Annotated in this window: 19 protein-coding genes; 9 read left to right on the top strand and 10 right to left on the bottom strand. The window is 51.7% G+C overall.

The annotated features are described in order from the left end of the window. Window position 1 precedes the first annotated feature (1 nt). Both DY231_RS11865 and DY231_RS11860 read right to left on the bottom strand, forming a co-directional pair. The gene (locus tag DY231_RS11865) at window positions 2–1414 is read right to left on the bottom strand and encodes an aminotransferase-like domain-containing protein (RefSeq protein WP_115628539.1); all 1413 of its coding nucleotides are present in this window, start codon (window positions 1412–1414) and stop codon (window positions 2–4) included. 185 nt (window positions 1415–1599) lie between these two features. Further along, the gene (locus DY231_RS11860) at window positions 1600–2787 is read right to left on the bottom strand and encodes a tetratricopeptide repeat protein (protein WP_115628538.1); all 1188 of its coding nucleotides are present in this window, start codon (window positions 2785–2787) and stop codon (window positions 1600–1602) included. A gap of 262 nt (window positions 2788–3049) precedes the next feature. Here DY231_RS11860 and DY231_RS11855 point away from each other — a divergent pair, with 262 nt between their 5' ends. From DY231_RS11855 to DY231_RS11845, 3 genes are read left to right on the top strand one after another with little or no spacing between them, the layout of a single operon-like run. After that, a complete protein-coding gene (locus DY231_RS11855; RefSeq protein WP_115628537.1) occupies window positions 3050–4384 on the top strand; it encodes a cytochrome ubiquinol oxidase subunit I in 1335 nt (444 codons plus the stop codon). Further along, window positions 4384–5397 carry a cytochrome d ubiquinol oxidase subunit II gene (gene cydB, locus DY231_RS11850; protein ID WP_115628536.1) on the top strand — a complete coding sequence of 338 codons (1014 nt, stop codon included), beginning with the start codon at window positions 4384–4386 and terminating at the stop codon, window positions 5395–5397. The genes DY231_RS11855 and cydB overlap by 1 nt, the downstream gene beginning before the upstream one ends. Next, window positions 5397–5519: a DUF2474 domain-containing protein gene (locus DY231_RS11845; RefSeq protein WP_115628535.1), complete on the top strand. Its 123-nt coding sequence runs from the start codon at window positions 5397–5399 to the stop codon at window positions 5517–5519. The genes cydB and DY231_RS11845 overlap by 1 nt, the downstream gene beginning before the upstream one ends. Before the next feature lie 7 nt (window positions 5520–5526). Here the strand turns inward: DY231_RS11845 and DY231_RS11840 are convergent, their stop codons facing one another. From DY231_RS11840 to nfrB, 3 genes are read right to left on the bottom strand one after another with little or no spacing between them, the layout of a single operon-like run. Continuing rightward, complete coding sequence (locus DY231_RS11840; protein WP_115628534.1) at window positions 5527–6393, bottom strand: DUF4434 domain-containing protein; 867 nt, start codon at window positions 6391–6393, stop codon at window positions 5527–5529. Beyond that, the gene (locus DY231_RS11835) at window positions 6393–8930 is read right to left on the bottom strand and encodes an NfrA family protein (protein ID WP_115628533.1); all 2538 of its coding nucleotides are present in this window, start codon (window positions 8928–8930) and stop codon (window positions 6393–6395) included. Before DY231_RS11835 ends, DY231_RS11840 begins: the two co-directional genes overlap by 1 nt. Then, the gene (nfrB, locus tag DY231_RS11830; RefSeq protein ID WP_115628532.1) at window positions 8927–11152 is read right to left on the bottom strand and encodes a cyclic di-3',5'-guanylate-activated glycosyltransferase NfrB; all 2226 of its coding nucleotides are present in this window, start codon (window positions 11150–11152) and stop codon (window positions 8927–8929) included. The genes DY231_RS11835 and nfrB overlap by 4 nt, the downstream gene beginning before the upstream one ends. A gap of 326 nt (window positions 11153–11478) precedes the next feature. On the opposite strand from nfrB, the gene DY231_RS11825 reads away from it, so the two are divergent. Together DY231_RS11825 and DY231_RS11820 are read left to right on the top strand one after the other, a co-directional pair. Further along, window positions 11479–11808: an SMR family transporter gene (locus DY231_RS11825; RefSeq protein WP_115628531.1), complete on the top strand. Its 330-nt coding sequence runs from the start codon at window positions 11479–11481 to the stop codon at window positions 11806–11808. Window positions 11809–12006: 198 nt separating this feature from the next. Continuing rightward, entirely contained in the window at window positions 12007–12252 is a 246-nt protein-coding gene (locus tag DY231_RS11820; RefSeq protein ID WP_115628530.1) for a DUF2554 family protein, read from the top strand. Window positions 12253–12266: 14 nt separating this feature from the next. Here the strand turns inward: DY231_RS11820 and DY231_RS11815 are convergent, their stop codons facing one another. After that, the gene (locus DY231_RS11815; protein ID WP_115631831.1) at window positions 12267–13010 is read right to left on the bottom strand and encodes an SDR family oxidoreductase; all 744 of its coding nucleotides are present in this window, start codon (window positions 13008–13010) and stop codon (window positions 12267–12269) included. A 123-nt stretch (window positions 13011–13133) separates the two neighbouring features. Here DY231_RS11815 and DY231_RS11810 point away from each other — a divergent pair, with 123 nt between their 5' ends. Beyond that, entirely contained in the window at window positions 13134–13484 is a 351-nt protein-coding gene (locus DY231_RS11810; RefSeq protein ID WP_115628529.1) for a winged helix-turn-helix transcriptional regulator, read from the top strand. A gap of 52 nt (window positions 13485–13536) precedes the next feature. Here the strand turns inward: DY231_RS11810 and DY231_RS11805 are convergent, their stop codons facing one another. Continuing rightward, entirely contained in the window at window positions 13537–14655 is a 1119-nt protein-coding gene (locus tag DY231_RS11805; protein WP_115628528.1) for an S-(hydroxymethyl)glutathione dehydrogenase/class III alcohol dehydrogenase, read from the bottom strand. 48 nt (window positions 14656–14703) lie between these two features. Beyond that, the gene (locus DY231_RS11800; RefSeq protein WP_034495523.1) at window positions 14704–14979 is read right to left on the bottom strand and encodes a metal/formaldehyde-sensitive transcriptional repressor; all 276 of its coding nucleotides are present in this window, start codon (window positions 14977–14979) and stop codon (window positions 14704–14706) included. A gap of 220 nt (window positions 14980–15199) precedes the next feature. Between DY231_RS11800 and cho the strand changes: the two genes are divergently transcribed. Beyond that, window positions 15200–16027, top strand: coding sequence for an excinuclease Cho (gene cho / locus DY231_RS11795; RefSeq protein ID WP_115628527.1), 828 nt, complete (start codon window positions 15200–15202; stop codon window positions 16025–16027). 8 nt (window positions 16028–16035) lie between these two features. On the opposite strand, the gene DY231_RS11790 is transcribed toward cho, so the two are convergent. Beyond that, window positions 16036–16584: a helix-turn-helix domain-containing protein gene (locus tag DY231_RS11790; RefSeq protein WP_174977366.1), complete on the bottom strand. Its 549-nt coding sequence runs from the start codon at window positions 16582–16584 to the stop codon at window positions 16036–16038. 100 nt (window positions 16585–16684) lie between these two features. On the opposite strand from DY231_RS11790, the gene DY231_RS11785 reads away from it, so the two are divergent. Both DY231_RS11785 and DY231_RS11780 read left to right on the top strand, forming a co-directional pair. Further along, a complete protein-coding gene (locus DY231_RS11785) occupies window positions 16685–17347 on the top strand; it encodes an AzlC family ABC transporter permease (protein WP_115628525.1) in 663 nt (220 codons plus the stop codon). Further along, window positions 17347–17670: an AzlD domain-containing protein gene (locus tag DY231_RS11780; protein ID WP_115628524.1), complete on the top strand. Its 324-nt coding sequence runs from the start codon at window positions 17347–17349 to the stop codon at window positions 17668–17670. The genes DY231_RS11785 and DY231_RS11780 overlap by 1 nt, the downstream gene beginning before the upstream one ends. Before the next feature lie 2 nt (window positions 17671–17672). Here DY231_RS11780 and cybB read toward each other — a convergent pair whose 3' ends face one another. Further along, window positions 17673–18203, bottom strand: a complete 531-nt coding sequence (gene cybB, locus DY231_RS11775) for a cytochrome b561 (protein WP_115628523.1) — start codon at window positions 18201–18203, stop codon at window positions 17673–17675. Window positions 18204–18381: the final 178 nt, after the last annotated feature.

Here is an 18381-nt window from a genome sequence, read left to right as displayed (position 1 = left end):
TTCACTCCTTAATGTTTTGTCTGATTAAATTTGCCAGGGTTAACACGGCATGTCGCTCACGTTCGCCCAAAGCCCATGACGCGTTCAGGCGGAAATAATTATGCCAGGCGCCCCCGGTCGTAAACATTTTCCCCGGAGCGATACTGATTTTTTGTGCAATCGCCTGTTCGCTCAGGATGCTGGCATCCATATATTGCGGCAATTCAATCCACAAAAAGTAACCGCTTTCGCTGTGGTGAATTTTCACCCCAGCGGGGAAATGCTGATGCAATGCCTGCCAGGTTTGCTGTTTGCGTTCCGCGAGAATGCGCCGTAGTTTGCGTAAATGGGTGTCATAACGTTTGGTCGCCAGGTATTCAACCAGTGCCAGTTGCATCGGTGAGCTGGTCGAAAGCGTGCTCATTAACTGGAGCTGCTGAATGCGACGGGCGTGTTTCCCCGCCGCCACCCAGCCGATACGGAACCCGGCAACCAGGCATTTTGAGAACGATGAACAATGCAGCGTAATGCCCTTTTCGTCATACGCGCGTGCCGGCAAGGGGCGCTCGCGCCCGTAATACAACTCGCTGTAAACATCATCTTCAATCAGCGTCACATTATGTTGTTGCAGCAATTCAACCAGCTGTTTTTTCTTTTCCGGTGACAGTGTCACACCTAACGGGTTTTGACTATTGGTCATCAGCCAGCAGGCTTTCACCGGATAATCGTTAAGAGCCTGTTTTAGCGCGGTAAGATCAATGCCGTTTATGGGATCGGTGGCTACCGACAACGCCTTTAAGCGCAGACGCTCCAGCGCCTGTAACGCACCATAAAAACACGGGTTTTCTACAATCACCCAATCGCCCGGTTCAGTAACGGCTTGCAGACTGAGGTTTAACGCTTCGAGCGCGCCTGCCGTGATGACGATTTCATCCGGCGAAACCTGCATTCCCTGCTGCGCATAACGCCGCGCAATGGCGTGGCGCAACGCTTCATTCCCCGGCGGCAGGTTCTCAATGACGCTCATGGCCGTGGCGGTTTTGCTGACGGTCGCCAGCGAGCGATTAAGCTGTTGTAGCGGGAATAAACGCGGGTCGGGAAATGCGGAGCCAAACGGCACCACGCTGGCGTCACAACTCGCCTGCAGCACATCAAAAATATAGGTATTGATGTCCACCGCTTCGTCGCGCGTCACTTTTACCGGGGCCAGCGTGTTGCGTGCCGCCGGGCGCGAAGCTACGTAATAACCCGACTGCGGCCTCGCTACAATCACGCCCTGACTTTCAAGCGTCTGGTAAGCATGGCTGACTGTCATAAAACTCATACCACTCAGCGCCACTTGCTCACGCAATGAAGGGAGTTTGTCTCCCGCAAGCCAGGCACCAAGCGCAATCTGGTCAATAATAAGCTGGGCAAGTTGCTGGTATTTTTTCATTTTTAATACGGCCCCACCGTCTATATCAGTTAGCTAAAAATACTCTTTATTAGATAACTGTTATAGATCGATAGTGCTTTTTATCTTGTGATGGGTGTTTTTCGCGGTGATGACAAGGCATAAGCTGGAAGACTGGAGATGTGAATAGCGTGTCTGAGCGACTCAAACACGCTATTTTCTGGGGGTTACTGACTTACTTTGCTACGAACTCTAACGATTGCGTTGTCGTAAACAACATTCTGCTTCTCATTTTTGGCCGCTTGATAATAATTTAGCGCATCAGAATATTGATTCGCCGCCTCGTATATTTTCCCAATATTGTAATTAGCGCCTGCGCGAATGGTGGCAGCACCATTACCGGATGCTAATGCAATGGCTTTACGGTTTGCCCAAATAGCTTCTGCAGTGCGTCCAGCCTTTTGATAGGCAATACCGAGGTTGCCATAGGCCTTACCATTATTTGGATATAGGTTGATGGCATCGGTAAAGAATCCAATCGCATCCTCATAATTTTTATCACGATAAGCACTTTCACCTTTGAGGTTAAGCACGTTTGACTGCTGAATATTACCTTCGCTCCACATTGATGTATTCGATGGCGCGTTCCCATTCATTATCGGCACCAGGTTGGAATGAATTTTATCTGCTGATAATGAAATCCCTGCGATATTATTAATATCTTCAATTTCGCCACTTCCATTAATTTTAAATACCGTCCATAAGTTTCCGTTCTTACCAGCAGGAACATAATAGGTTCTGACTAATGACTCGCCAACATAGACAAATACTTTTGCCTGGCTACTGGAAAGGTTTGTGGTATCCGGTTCACCCTGGTCGCTAAAATCATGCACCGCATAAACATAATTTTGCCCGCTTTCACGCTTCGTGATGGTAATGGTTTCAGGGCCATAGCTGTCCGTATCATCGACATCCAGATTGCCATTACTGCCATTCTTCCGGCTAAAATAGAGATGGTTACCTGGATAAACCATATGTGAGTCAAGATCAAATGGCGTACGACCCCAACTCAGAACCACACGTATACTATCCAGACCTTTCATGACTGGACTTAAAGCATAAGACATTCCATCGCACGGACATTTTGCGACTAAGGTGGAAAACCCTTCTTTTTTAATAATGATCAGATTGTCACTGGTATCGGAAAATTCGCTGGTAAATGTCGCTTTGCCTGCTGCATCACTCAATATAGAAAGAGAACGCTCCCCATTGTGCTGCACAACAACTTGAGCGTTAGCAATTTTTTGATCTTTTACTGTTGCGCTCAACACTTCTATATTTGCCTGTTGTGCCTGCGATAAAAAGCTTATTGATAATGAAGTCGCCAGAAGGCTCATTTTTAAAAAATGTTTCATGCTATTCCTTTTTAATATTCCACGTGATGCTGATGCGACATTGGGTAAAAATCCAACCCGGTATTATATTGACCTGTGTGCTGCTGGCTAATGTAAACGATGTCCGGATTGATACTTTCGGATAAGTGCGCGTAATAGCAATGCACGCGAAAACCCATAACAGTCGCCAACTGTTATAGATAAATATCACCTTTCTGTTTCTGATTATTCCCTTCCCAAAGCCCTAACATAGCCTTGAAGTTATTGTGCTATGAGGTTGCGCATGTTTGGTTTAGACGCTTTTCATCTGGCAAGAATTCAGTTCGCGTTTACTGTTTCCTTCCACATTATTTTCCCCGCCATCACCATCGGTCTTGCCAGTTATCTGGCGGTGCTTGAAGGCTTGTGGCTCAAATCTAAAAATCCGGTTTACCGTTCGCTTTACGATTTCTGGTCGAAGATTTTCGCGGTCAACTTTGGTATGGGCGTGGTGTCCGGGCTGGTAATGGCTTATCAGTTTGGCACCAACTGGAGCGGGTTTTCACAGTTTGCGGGGAGTATCACCGGGCCGCTACTGACCTATGAAGTGCTGACGGCGTTCTTCCTTGAAGCGGGTTTTCTTGGCGTGATGCTGTTTGGCTGGAAGCGCGTCGGCCCTGGCCTGCACTTCTTTGCCACCTGTATGGTGGCGTCAGGTACGCTTATTTCCACGTTCTGGATCCTGGCGTCGAACAGTTGGATGCAAACGCCGCAAGGGTTTGAAATTCACAATGGGCAAGTGGTGCCGGTTGACTGGTTTGCCGTGGTATTTAATCCGTCCTTCCCTTACCGGCTGTTGCATATGTCGGTGGCGGCGTTTCTCAGTAGCGCATTTTTTGTCGGGGCGTCGGCGGCCTGGCATTTGTTGAAAGGCAACAAAACGCCAGCCATCAAAACCATGTTTTCAATGGCGCTGTGGATGGCATTAATCGTCGCCCCGCTACAGGCGATGATTGGGGATATGCATGGCCTGAATACCTTAAAACATCAGCCCGCAAAAATAGCCGCGATTGAAGGTCATTGGGAAAACGTACCGGGCGAACCGACGCCGCTATTGCTGTTTGGCTGGCCGGATATGGAACAAGAGCGCACGCGTTACGGGCTGGAAATCCCGGCACTCGGCAGCCTGATTCTGACTCACAGCCTGGATAAACAAGTCCCGGCGCTAAAAGAGTTCCCGAAAGAAGATCGCCCAAATTCCACCATGGTGTTCTGGTCATTCCGCATTATGGCGGGGCTGGGCATGTTGATGATTCTGGCTGGCGTGTTCAGTTTGTGGCTGCGCTACCGCCATCGTTTATATGAAAGCCGCACGTTCCTGCGCTTTATGCTGTGGATGGGGCCATCCGGGCTTATCGCTATTCTCGCCGGTTGGGTGACAACCGAAGTGGGTCGCCAGCCGTGGGTGGTTTATGGGTTGCTGCGCACCAAAGACGCGGTTTCCGCACACGGTAATTTGCAGATGAGTATCAGCCTACTGACCTTCTTTGTGGTGTACATGTCGGTATTTGGCGTGGGTTACAGCTACATGATCAAGCAGATTAAGAAAGGGCCGCAGCCGTTTGAGGAGACACACTAATGGGCGTCGATTTATCCGTTATCTGGTTTGTGATTATCGTATTCGCCACGTTGATGTATATCGTGATGGATGGCTTTGATCTTGGCATCGGCATTCTGTTTCCGTTCGTGCGTGACGCGCAAGACAGAGACGTGATGGTCAACAGTGTCGCACCGGTGTGGGACGGGAACGAAACCTGGCTGGTGTTGGGTGGAGCGGCGCTGTTCGGCGCGTTTCCCCTCGCCTACGCCGTGATTATTGATGCGCTGACGATCCCGCTGACGGTCATGCTGCTCGGGCTTATTTTCCGTGGGGTGGCATTTGAGTTCCGCTTTAAAGCAACACCCGCGCACCGTCCCTTCTGGGATAAAGCGTTTATTGGCGGCTCGATTGTGGCGACGTTTTGCCAGGGCGTGGTCGTCGGAGCGGTGATTTCCGGCTTCCCGGTGAGCGGACGCGCGTTTAGCGGTTCGCAGCTCGACTGGGTAACGCCGTTTAATCTGTTCTGCGGGGTCGGGCTCATCGTGGCTTATGCGTTATTGGGCGCAAGCTGGCTGGTGATGAAGAGCGAGGATCCGCTGCTGAAAGTTATGCGTAAAATCGTCAAACCGCTGCTGATGGTTATGCTGCTGATTATTGCCGTCATTAGCCTGTGGACACCGCTTGCGCATCCGCAAATTGCTGAGCGTTGGTTTAGTTTGCCGAACCTTTATTTTCTGCTGCCAGTTCCGCTGTTGGTTGTGCTGTGTAGCATCTGGCTATGGAAAGCCGTGGGGTCTGAGCAAAGTTGGCACAGCACACCATTTTTGCTGACTTTGGCGCTGATTTTCTTAGGATTTAGCGGATTGGGCATCAGCATCTGGCCATATCTTATCCCGCCGTCTATTACGCTTTGGCAAGCGGCGGCTCCGCCACAAAGTCAGGGTTTTATGCTGGTCGGCGCGCTGTTTATCATTCCGATCATATTGGTTTATACCTTCTGGAGTTATTACGTTTTCCGCGGAAAAGTACAGCATGGTGAGGGGTATCACTGATGAAACAAACAGCAACTCGTCTGGTGTGGTTGGTGGTGTTATGGGGCGGCAGTGTTTTAGCCCTGGCCGCCGTGGGAATGGGGTTCCGGCTGCTGATGACCGCTGCCGGATTTAAATCCTGATATCTGGTTACAACGCCAGCACACCGCTGGCCGCATTCATATAACGTAATGAGAAGTAGATTCTGTCCTGCCCCGGCGGGACAGGCGTCGCCAGCCACTTTTCCTGGTATTGTGCAGGGGCGGGTGTCGCTTTGAACGTTTTCGCCTGTTTGTCCTGGCGGAAGAGTTCAATCACCTTCCCGGCTGACGACGCTTTCAGGTAAAGCGAGCGTTCGGCTTCATTCAGCATCTGCGTTCCTGCCCCATCCTGCACCCACACTTTTACGCCGCTCTGACTGAGTGTCGTCACCCATTTGCTGTAGGAATCAGGCGTCATATTTCCGGCAAAAAAGCTGCTTACCGCCACCGGTTTATCGGCAACCGCCGCCAAAGAAAGCCGTGTTTTGTTCAGCCAGTCTTGTGCCGCTTGCTGCATTTGGGGTTCACGCCAACGCCGGTCATCGAGTTCGCTACTGATGTACCAGCCTGCAATCGCATTTTTGCCCAGCACTTCTACCCAACGTTTCGCTACCGATACGTCATCGGCACGTAAAAGGTTGAGATAGTTTTCCAGTGCCGGAAGCGGCTGCTTTTGGCGTTCGAAAAACTGCCCGTCCGCCGCGAGGCCGATGACCAGTTTCAGACCGTTTGCGGTCGTGAGTTGCGCTTTATGCTCAAGCCAGGCGCGAGATTCTCCTTCGCGGAACGCATCGTCATAGCGCGTCCACTGCAACACTAACGTGTCGATTCCCTGCCCTTTGAGTTTGTTTAACACGCTTTGCCATTGGGCGTCAGAAACCGTGGTATCGCGCAACTGGGGTTGATACATCACCGCATTCATTGCATTTGCCAGCGGTGTGACGAGCAACAGCGTCGTTAACAGGATTTTCTTCATTACCAGCGTGCTCCTAACGTCAGGAAAAGACTGTTTTTGGAATCGGTGTCGCGATGGTGACCTGAGAACGCACGTTGATATTCCAGGCCCACGCTAACTTTGTGCGGGAAGGCACTGTAATGCGATTCCCCAAACCAGGTATTCAGCCTCACCCCGACGCCGCCGAGCGTGTTATCACGATAAGGCGTGTCGGTGCTGGCGTTGTACTGCGCGTGCCAGTAAGGCTCGAGCGTTTGTTTGTGGTTGATTTTCTGGTGCCAGCTCATGCGGTAATCCGCGGTGTAGATCTGATAATCTGCTTTAACGAAATGCGCCGCATCCAGATACAGATTTTGCGCCATCCAGCCATTGCCGGTGGGATGCCAGTCATCGCTGAATTTCCCGCCGTTAAAGAATGAAGCGCTGGCCCGTAACATTAGATCCGCTTCGCCATGGTGGTGGTCGCGCGGGATTTGCTGCTCGGCGGCCAGATAAATGACTTGGTCGCGCAGCGGTTTCCAGCGCACACCAATTCCAAGCATTGGCTCATCCACCGGCACGAAGTTATTGTCCTTGCTGCCTGCAAACACCCGGCTGTAAACAGAGAGCTGATCGCCGTCGAGTATTTTGTTTTTGCCGATACGGTATTCCGCCTCGAATTGCTGGTAGCTGCGATAGCTTTTATTTTGCTGAACACCGTTATTACTGCCGCCGCTGTTGAGCGAGTCGGGCGTTAAACCAAATGAGCCGTCGTAGCTAAACGTCCAGCGGCGCTGGCTGTCCTCGTGAATACGGCGGAAGGCAAAACGGTCTTCTTGTTGTTTGTCGCTCAGGGATTGCTGCGGCGTGAGGGTGTTATCGATGTCGTCCACCACACGCTCGCTGTACTGCTTCGTGTTTGGTTTATCGTCGAGGTGTTCATTGAGAAACACCAGTTGACGCAGAATTTCAGGTGAATCTGGCTGTGCCTTGCGCGCTTTTTCCAGCGCGTCACGGGCCTCACGGTGTTTGCCCTGTGCGGCCAGCGCAAAACCGCGTGCGGCATCGTCTGGCTCTGCCGCACTAGCCTGTGGAGCGACGACCCCGTGCGCTTGTGCCAGCGGGTAATCTTCCGCGCTGTAGGCCAGATATCCCACCTGGCGCTGATAGTATGGCGATGAGTCTCGTGCTGCGGCTTGCTGGGCGGCGTATAACGCAAGGCCTGGTTGCCACGGATAACACTGTGCCAGATGCGACCAGCTTTCGGCGTCATACTGCGGCGACAAATCGCCCAGTAAATTACGCACGACGGTGCAATCTTCTTTGCCCTGGAACAGGCGCGCCTGCGCCATACGTTGCGCGGGTGTCGGCAAGGGTTTTGCCAGCCGGGCTTTGTTTTCGGCGTTCATCCATTCCGGGTGCGCCGCAAGCTGATAGCTTAAGGTGCCCAGTTCCTGGGCTGTTAATCCGCGCGTCTGGTTGATTTGATTGAGCAACCGCAGGCTGGATGGCGTATCTTTTTGCGCCAGACTTAACGCCAGGCGCTGATCGAGCACCTGGCTTTCAGGAAAGGTGTTGAGCAGTTGGTTCGTACCTTGCCAGTCGCCTTGTTGAATGCGAATAGGCACCAGGGTGGATAACACGTACTTTTTGTTTTCCGCGTGCTTCACCGGCCAGTTAGCGACGGCGTTGCCGGGTTGCTGGCTATAAGTTGCCAGCAATCGCATCCAGTTGTGCTCTTCGGCGGGTGTCGAAAACTCCGGTTTACGGTTAGCCAGATAGCGGCGCAGTGGACCCAGCGCCTGGCGTTCAGCCAGAGACTGCGCATACGCAAGCTGCATACCTGCCGTGTTCATCACGCCCTGACTTTGCAAGTCCAGAATCCGCTGGTCACGTTGCATATGCAGCAAGATGGCGAACCATTGCTGATACTGCGCGTCAGTGAGCGTGGCCTCGCCATCAAGCAGCGCAAAACCCTGATCCGCAGCGCTCCACTGTTGCAGGAATATCGCCCGCTGCGTGTAGTTGTCCGCCAGAGCTAAACCTTCTTTGGTGTGACGGAATTTCGCATCCGTTAGCTGCGCACGCGCAATGTCTAACTGGTTGAGCTTGATAGCATGATTGCCTACCTCACTGCGGCAACGCACCGTTGGCGTGGCATCGCATTGCTTTTGTAACGCCACCAACTGTTCTGTGGTGTGAATGTCTGGAGCCGGAACGGGGATCGCCTCCAGCGCACGCTGTAAGTCAGCATTTTGCGGGTGTTTTTTCAGTTCACTTTCCAGCAACGCTTGCGCTTTATCATTGTGACCAAAATGGCGATACGCTTCGGCGAGCCACAATGTCAGACGTAAACTTTCCGGTGCCATCTGGTGTGCATGTTCAAAACTGCGCAGCGCCCGGGTTTCGTCATTTTGCTTCAGGGCCTTCTGCGCCCGCTCGATGTGCGGATACACCTTGAAGTAGCGGTAATCGCTAAGGCCAAGATCCTGGCGAGATCCTTCTTGTGCGGCCATGGCTGGAGAAGCGAGTAACACACCACAAATCAGCGCCGTCAGCGGGTTTAAGCGGATATTCATAACGCTTCCCCCGCCAGACGAGCCTGTTGCAATTCGCTAATACCGACACTTTGCAGCAGTGCGCTCATGCTCGGTTGCAGTTGCTGCTGTTGCTCAAGTGACTGGTCAACAATGTGCTGGCTGACCACCCCTTCTTGCACCAGATATTCGCCAAACATGACCTCGCTACGTTCATAGCGCAGCAGCACCGCGCGAAGCACCGCTTCATTCAGATGCGATTCGTTGGTCAGCACTTCGGCGAACATCAGTTGCCCGGAGACATATTTGTCCCAAAGCTCGTCAGCCTGCTCTTGAGTAAGAAGCTGTTCGCGCACGGCACCGTCCAGCAGTCGTTTTTCTTTGAGGGTTTTATCGTCACCGAACCAGTAGCGCAGGCCAATTACCACCTGCCCGCGCGGCACAATCACATAACTCACCGGGCGACCAATTTTGCGTGCCAGCGCGCCAAGCGAAACGGGATCGATGGTGTTTTCAGAAGCCAAAACCATTGTTTCGCCTTCCATGCGTATCGGGAGCACCGCATGATGGTGCGCGACCTTCGCCGCAACACTTTGCACCAGCGATTGATCCAGACTCAGCGGGTCAATCGACTCCATCGGAACGTCAGCCTGTTTGGCCAGCGCCACCGCCAGTTGCTGCGCGGTAATCAGCCCCTGATGCACCATGCTGCCGCCCAGTTTCAGTCCAGGAACGCGTGTTTGTAATGCCTCTTCGAGTTGTGCCTGGGTAATCACACCGGAGTCGACAAGAATGTAACCCAGCGGTTGGGCCGAACGCTGTTCGCCGACGGTCGGGAAATCATGCGTGGTTTTATCCCACGCCACACGGCGCGGATCGCCATGTTGAATGACCTGTTTTATCGCCCGCCAGTTCGCCATGAAGTTAATCAGATTGCCCCAGAACAAGCGTGGCAACACCAGCATGCCCTGCGCCAGGCCGTAATAAGCCGTGACGAAAATCATGCGCTGAATGATGCGGTTAGCCATCAGGAAGAAATTAATCCACAGCAATGTCGTCAGCCACGCTCCGCCGACAAAAATAGACAGGAACTGCCAGGCACCTTCGACGCTGCGCTGATAAATCATGATGGCGACGAGCTGTAACATCACCAGCATCGCGGCAAAGCTCAGGAAGTTAGCAATCGCCCCTTTGCGGTCGCGCCAGAGGAAATAGTTAAGGACAGGGCTGGTGCTCCAGCGGTGAGTTTTGAAGCCCTGGAAAACAATGCCGATAATCCAGCGCGATTTTTGTCGCACGGCGGTGGCAAAGGTGTCCGGGAAATATTCACGCACGCAGATAACGTTGGCGGTGCGGGCGCGCTGTAAAAAGGGTTTGGAGGAGCGGTCGTTTTCGTCTACCACCGGGAAGCGGCAAAAAATCTCTTCCATGCCTTTTTGACGCAAGCGGAATCCGATGTCGTAGTCTTCGGTCAAACTTTGCACGTCAAACGCAATACCATCCCCATCGGCCAATAATGAGAGCACGGCGCGACGACTAAAACAGGTGCCTACGCCCGCGCTCGGAACCTGCCCCGCTAACGCTTCACGCACCGGGACATCTTTGCCATGTAATTCCGAAAATTCGTCCAGGTAACTGAGACTGGTGAAGTGGGTCCATTCGCGTTCAAAGGGATAAACGGGGATCTGAATTAAGTCTTTGCGATCGACCAGATAGTTGAACAGACGCAATTCCAGCGGAGAGATAACGTCTTCCGCGTCGTGGAGAATAAAGCCAGAGAAGTTAAACCGCGCACTGCGCTCGAACTGCAAAATCGCATCAAGAATGTTGTTCAGACAGTCGGCTTTGCTGGTGGGACCTGGACGGGCGCAGACCACTTTGTGAACGTTTGGAAAACGCGCGCAAACTTCGTCGACATCGCGTTGTGTATCCGGGTCGTTAGGATAAGTGCCGACAAAAATATGGTAGTTCTCGTAGTCCAGCGAACTGGCGGCCAGGCTCGCCATGTTACCGATAACGCCGGTTTCATTCCAGGCGGGAACCATAATCGCCAACGCCTTTTCTTGCGGCTCATAAAGGGCTTTATAGTCCAGACGATCGTTGCTGCGGTATACCGTGATCGCGCGCCACACGCGGCGAACCCAATAGACGATATCAATAAATAAGTCATCAATTCCGCTGATTAACATCAGAATTGCCAGAGTAATAGCGATGACTTTCAAACCGTATAAATACGTCGAAAAGTAATCAACAAACCAGTCCATTCTTTACCCCAAAGGTCATGTGAAACCCAGTGCTGTCATCCACAGGAGGTCTGACGAATACACATTAGGGCCTCATATGTTACCGGTATCATAATGTAAGAATTTAAATACAGAAAGAATATAAAACTAATATTTCGCTTATTTACAATCACAGAAATTGTATCATTAACCGCAAAGCCAGTGTTTTCAACTGACATTTACAATTGTTACAGGACGTTTACCGTACGTGATTGCAATAAGAATTATTGATGACTATGCGCCGCAATTCTTGCCAGAAATCGCTTTGATCTTTACATTGGCGGCCTGACCTCGAGGGAGAAACTGACATGACGTATATCTGGCTAATTGTGGCGATTGTCGCTGAAGTCATCGCGACGACTTCGCTAAAACTTTCTGAAGGCTTTACTCGTTTATGGCCAAGCGTTATCACGATTGTCTTTTATGGCGTGGCGTTTTATTGCCTGTCGGTAACGATGCGCACTATTCCGACTGGGGTGATTTATGCGATTTGGTCCGGGGCAGGAATTGTATTAATTGGCGCGGTGGGCTGGATATTTTTGGGGCAGAAACTCGACTGGCCAGCGATTGCGGGAATGGCGCTGATCATTATTGGCGTGTTAGTTATCAATCTTTTTTCAAAATCTGTCGCTCACTAATCCCCTCTTTTTACCGTCGATGCTCCCGGCAAAACGCGAGAGCATCGCACACCAATTATTAACCAGCCGTAAACCAAATCTTAACTATCGTGCCTTTTACATAACTGACAATTCTTTTGCTAAATTTCTAAAAGTTGAATAGTCACCAGGTGCAATTATCTATACATTTAGCCCGTCACGTTAATGAGGTGGGTTGGAATGGTTAAGCAATTGAGGTCAAAACTGGGGATGATTTTGCTGCTGGTCGGCGCGGCATTGTTTTCCGGCCAGACCACAGCGCAAACGCATGGACACCTGTATCTGGTGGTGAAAAGTGCCGATATGTTGTTACGCCACCAGGCGGATAGCGATGAATTGCGCCAGGCAGCTGAAGATTCCGCCGCCGATTTCCGTGAATTTTATTACCACGTCAGCGAGCGGCGGCCTGGTACGCATCAACTGTAATTCGCTTTTCGCCGCTATACGTTCTTCACGCCGCCATCGATGAGCAATTCGCCGCCGACCATAAATGCCGACTCATCGGAGGCGAGAAAGACCGCGGCTTTGGCCAGTTCCAGCGCCGTCCCCAAACGCCCAACCGGCACCAGCGCACGAATTTCATCACGTAGCGCCTTCTCAGAAGCACCGTTGCCTAATTTCCCCAACGCCGGAGTTTCCGTAGGGCCGGGACTCAATCCGTTGACCCGAATGCCGAGCGGATGCAATTCGCCGGAAAGCGTGCGCGCCAGAGAAAGAATCGCCGCTTTACTGGCGGCATAAACGCTACTTTGCGCCAGGCCAATATGTGCACTCACCGAACCGCAAACAATTACTGAGGACGGATTTGCCAGCATCGGCAAGAGCGCCTGAATCAAAAAGAAAGGGCCTTTGAGATTGGTGTTCATCAGCGAGTCATAAGCCTGCTCGTCCCACTCCTGCAATGCTCGATGCGTAACATCACCCGCGTTGATATACAGCACATCGAGGCGCGGCCAGAGTAGTGAAACCTGTTCTGCCAGTAAACGCTGTTGTGCAATGTCCCCTGCGTCACTGTGAAAAGTATGCACATTGCCCAACGCGGCTTTTGCCGCCGACAGTCCCGCCTGGCTACGTCCGGTAATGGCAACGGTTGCGCCCTCGGCAATAAACTGCCGTGCAGTTTCAAGCCCAATACCGCTGGTGCCACCGGTGATTAAAGCGTATTTACCTTCAAGTCTGCCCATTTTCGTTACCTCGCGATTAACTGGTAACGGCATTATTTACGCTATAGTATCCTTTGGATAGTAGGCACCATTTGGATACTATGGCACGCAATGGGATGCAATGACGCACCACAAGGGAAACTGATGAATAATAATTTTTCGACCTTGCCAGAAGCGGGCCAAAGCTGCCCGATGGTGAGTTTTGTGAATCTGATTTCCGGCAAATGGGCGATTCCCATTCTTTATCGCCTGATGGTGATTGACGCACCCGTTCGCTTTAGCGATTTGCAACGCGCGGTTCGTCCCATCACGCAAAAAGAGCTGACGCGCCAGCTACGGCAATTCGAGTCCAGAAAGCTGCTGACCCGACAAGTGTTCGCCGAAGTGCCGCCGCGCGTGGAATATCAGATTACAGAGTTAGGAAAGTCGTTGCGCCCGACGCTGGATTCTTTAGCGCACTGGATGAGAGAAAATAGCGGGGAACTGGAGGGGTAAAAGCCCTTACCGACTCGCTTTGCGGCGAAATCAGCAAGGGCCAGATGAGGGTTTATTTGTCGCCGAAATGAATCACGGTACGAATAGACTTCCCTTCGTGCATCAGGTCGAACGCTTCGTTGATTTGCTCAAGCGGCATACGGTGCGTGATAAACGGGTCGAGATTGATTCTGCCCGCCATCGCATCTTCTACCATGCCCGGCAACTGCGTGCGCCCTTTGACGCCACCGAACGCTGAACCGCGCCACACACGGCCAGTGACCAACTGGAATGGACGGGTTTTGATTTCCTGACCCGCACCCGCAACGCCAATGATGACGCTTTCGCCCCAGCCTTTGTGGCAGCATTCCAGTGCAGAACGCATAACATTCACGTTGCCAATACATTCAAAGCTGAAATCTACGCCGCCGTCGGTCAGCTCAACAATCACGTCCTGAATAGGTTTTTCGCTGTCTTTCGGGTTGATGCAGTCAGTCGCGCCCATTTCAGTCGCCAGTTTGAATTTCTCAGGATTGGTGTCGATAGCCAGAATACGTCCGGCTTTTGCCTGCACCGCGCCCTGAATAACCGCCAGACCTATGCCGCCCAGACCAAAGACGGCAACGGTATCGCCCTCTTTCACTTTCGCCGTGTTGTGTACCGCACCGATACCGGTGGTGACGCCGCAACCGAGCAGGCAAACTTTATCTAACGGTGCCTGCTCGTTGACTTTTGCCAGCGAAATTTCAGCAACCACAGTGTATTCGCTGAAGGTACTGGTGCCCATGTAGTGATAAATCGGCTCGCCGTTGTAGGAGAAACGCGTGGTGCCGTCTGGCATCAAGCCTTTGCCCTGCGTAGCGCGAACCGCCTGGCAAAGGTTAGTTTTGCCAGACTTGCAGAATTTACACTCGCGACATTCTGCGGTGTATAACGGAATCACATGGTCGCCGGGTTTCAGGCTGGTGACGCCCTCGCCCACTTCAACCACAATCCCGCCGCCCTCGTGGCCTAACACCGCCGGGAATACGCCTTCAGGATCGTCGCCAGATAAAGTAAACGCATCGGTATGGCACACGCCGGTATGGGTAATTTTGACTAGCACTTCGCCTTTTTGTGGCGGCGCTACGTCAATTTCAACGATTTCAAGCGGTTTGCCTGGGCCAAATGCAACTGCAGCACGTGATTTCATATTCTTCTTCCGTCGTCAGGTGAGAGTGAATGTTGTTTTAGATAAGCGCTATTTTAGATAAGAGCGAATTAAATGACCGACTTCTGCCATGCGCAGCGCGCGCTGATCCTCGGAGGTTTCCCCCGCGACCAGTTCATCTTTAAGATGAATTTCCATCATTTCGGCCATCAGGCCATTCGCGGCTCCGCGTACGGCGGCGATTTGTTGCAAGATAGCGATGCATGGCTCGCCGCTATCCAGCGCGCGCTCCAGCGCTTCTGTCTGGCCACGAATACGTCGCACGCGAGTCAGAATGCGTTTTTTGTCTTCAGGTGAATGGGGCATTTTGACCTCCTGATACTATAGGGGGGTATGGTACATTGTTTTATCGCGTTTCGCTAACAATCTACTTATCTGCTAACAAAACCATAGACGATGCGGGTGCCCAGTGTTGCAAGTCCACAAAATGAGCATTACGATAACCTGGTTAAAACTCATGCAAAGACTGCGATATTGCAAGTGGATGCGCTATTTCCCGCTGTGAAGAGAATTATCTGACTCAAGCATGACCCTACAGTATCAATATCCTGAGCATCTCCGGCATACCCTTGAAACACTTCCGTCGCGTCCCGGCGTTTATATTTTTTATGGTTCGGATCAAACCTTCCCACTTTATATCGGGAAGAGTATCAACATCCGCAGCCGTGTTCTGGCGCATTTCAGAACGCAATCGGAAGCGAAATTGCTGCATATGACCACTGACATTGGTTTTCATGAAACCATTGGTGAAATTGGTGCCCTGCTGCTTGAATCGCAACTGATAAAAAACCAAAGCCCATTGTTTAATAAGAGATTACGGGTAGCTCGTAAACTGTGTTCTCTGCGCATTACCGAGAAAACCACGCAATTCGTTTTCAGCAATGAAACTGATTTCACGCATGCGCCAGATTTGTTTGGCCTGTTTAAAACCCGGTATGCGGCTATCGATCAGATAAGAGAGTTAGCGGATCAGGAAAGGCTTTGCTATGGCGCACTGGGGCTGGAAAAATTAACGGCGGGTAGAGCGTGCTTCCGTTTCTCATTGAAGAAATGTGCAGGCGCATGTTGCGGGCAAGAGACGCTGGAAAACCATCAGCAACGACTCAGAGACTCGCTTGAATCGTTACGAATTCGCAGTTGGCCTTATCCCGGCCGCATCGCAATAGAAGAGAAATCAGGCGCGCTCACTGAATACCATATCCTGAGTAACTGGTTATATCTGGGGACGGCTCAGTCTCTGGAGTCAGGTAAATCAATGATCACGCCCACAACACATTTTGACCGCGACAGTTACAAGATCCTTTGCCGTTACGTTTTTGGGCAAGACGGCCAGAATATTGTTGAACTGGATTGAGCGATTTTTTAATTTTGCTCGGAAACCATCACCGCCATGGTATCGGCTTCCAGCGCCTTAAAGAGATGTTCCTCATCAGCGGGATAACAAATGTAATCCCCCGCCTCAAGCTCATGCGCGTTGTCCAGTGTGCCGACCAGCGCTTTGCCTTGCGTGATAATAATATGCTCAACTGACCCTGCTGGATGCGGATGCGAACGCCGCTCTTCGCCGGGTTGCGCCATTAAAAGATACACATCGCGCCGCGCACCTGGCGGGCATGTCGCCAGCAAAATCGCCTGGTAATCGGCACGCTCTGACACCACTTTCGTCCCTTCCCCTTTACGAATAACCTGCGTGGTGTTTCCCTGCGGCTCCAGCAGTTTTGCGAAAGGAATATTGAGCGCGACGCACAGCGCCCATAAGGTTTCCAGGCTAGGGTTTCCGTTGCCCGCTTCCAGTTGTGACAGCGTCGATTTTGCAATATTTGCCCGCCTTGCCACTTCGGCGAGTGACAAATTAGCGCTTTCACGCTCACGTACCAGACTCTTTGCAATGATGTCGATTGGTTGTGACATTTTCGCCCCTTCGTTCATTAAAACGAACGAATCGTTCGCTTGATCAATTCATCATGTTTGTTCATTATATTGTACATTACGTTCGTTATGAGATGACATCATGTTCTCTACACATTTTGCAGCTGTGTCCCGAGAGTCTAAAAAAGCGATATTTTTGGTCTGCCTCGCCGTAGGTGTGGTGGGCGTTTCCTATGGTTCACTATCCATCGCCTACGGCTTCCCGCTCTGGTTGCCGGTGCTCTCTTCGATTGTGGTGCTGGCCGGCGCGTCAGAATTTATGTTTATCGCCATTATTGCCAGCGGGGGGAGTCCGATTGCCGCCGCCATAGCCGGTTTACTGGTGAACGCTCGCCATTTCCCGTTCGGCATTGCGGTGCGTGACTTAGTCGGCACTCGCCTGTCGAGCTTTATCGGCTGTCACATCATGAATGATGAAAGCGTGGTGTTTGGTTTATCACAGAAAACGCCCGAGGCACGTAAGGCGGCATATTGGTTATGCGGGATTGGCGTGGCGCTCTTTTGGCCGCTTGGAACGCTGCTGGGCAGTGCGGTGGGTAAACTCTTACCCGCGCCGGAAACCATCGGTCTGGATGCGGTATTCCCAACCATTTTATTGGCGTTAGTGATCCCAGCCTTTAAAAACCGCACTACCGCACTGCGTTCTTTAACCGGAGCCGCAATTTCGCTACTTGCCGTTCCCTTCACGCCAGTGGGGATGCCTGTTTTGTTATCGCTGCTGGGTGTCTTTGCGAGGAAAAAATAATGACTGAAACGATGAAAATTTTAGCGGGCCTCGCGCTGCTTTCCTGCGGCACTTATTTAATGCGCCTGGCGGGGGCGAAATTAGGCAATCGGCTAGTGTTCTCTGAAACGGCGAAATCACTGCTTTCGGATGCGGCGACGGTACTGCTTTTTTCGGTCGCCATCGCCACTACTTTTTACGAGAACGATCATTTTTCCGGCATAGCCCGCGTTACGGGCGTGGCGATTGCCGTGTTTCTCGCCTGGCGCAAAGTCCCGCTGATTGCCGTGATTATTATTTCTGCGGCAATCACGGCCACTTTGCGCCAGTTTGGCGTGGCCTGATATCAGTCTTTTTTGCCAGGCATCATGCGAAGCAGCGTGTTGTCTTTCCAGACGTAATGGTGAAACAGTGCGGCGAAAGCATGAATGCCAATTACGAAGTAGCCGATGTTGGCGAGCAGTTCGTGGTAACTTTTGATGTTGAATTCCATATCTTCATCCGGCTCAACGGCGTGTGGCATCGGGATCCCCAACACCGACCAGTCGCTGCCTTTGAAGTACACCGTCATGAATCCCAGAATCGGTAACACAATAAACATCAGATAGATAATCGTATGCACCAGGTGCGACATCCCGGTAATCGCGGGATGTGGCTTGGGCGCTATGGCCGGAGCGCGATACTTAACTCGCACCAGCAGGCGCGTAATCATCAAAATAAAGACGCTGATCCCGCAGGTCACGTGGGTGGCGTTAAAAATGGGCCGGTACGATCGCGGCGCAAAACCTTTCAGTTCCATCGCGCAATAAGCCCCCACAATCAATAAAAAAACCAGCCAGTGAAGTGTTATCTGTAACGAGGTGTATTTGCTGCGCATTAAGGTGTCCTGCTTAGTCACAATGATTTTTTCCAGGATAACGGCAAATACTTAGAAAATCATTAACATCTGGTGAATTACAGCAACATTTCCCGTTTGATGAGTGGCTTCTCCCTGCCATGACATGAACCGAATCGACCAGTCGCTGCCTCTGACTTAAGTCGGCATACGACTGAGC

The organism is Buttiauxella agrestis (assembly GCF_900446255.1).
Lineage (GTDB): Bacteria > Pseudomonadota > Gammaproteobacteria > Enterobacterales > Enterobacteriaceae > Buttiauxella > Buttiauxella agrestis.
Note: the sequence above shows the minus strand (reverse complement) of the source record. Positions and strands in the feature narration are given on the sequence as shown.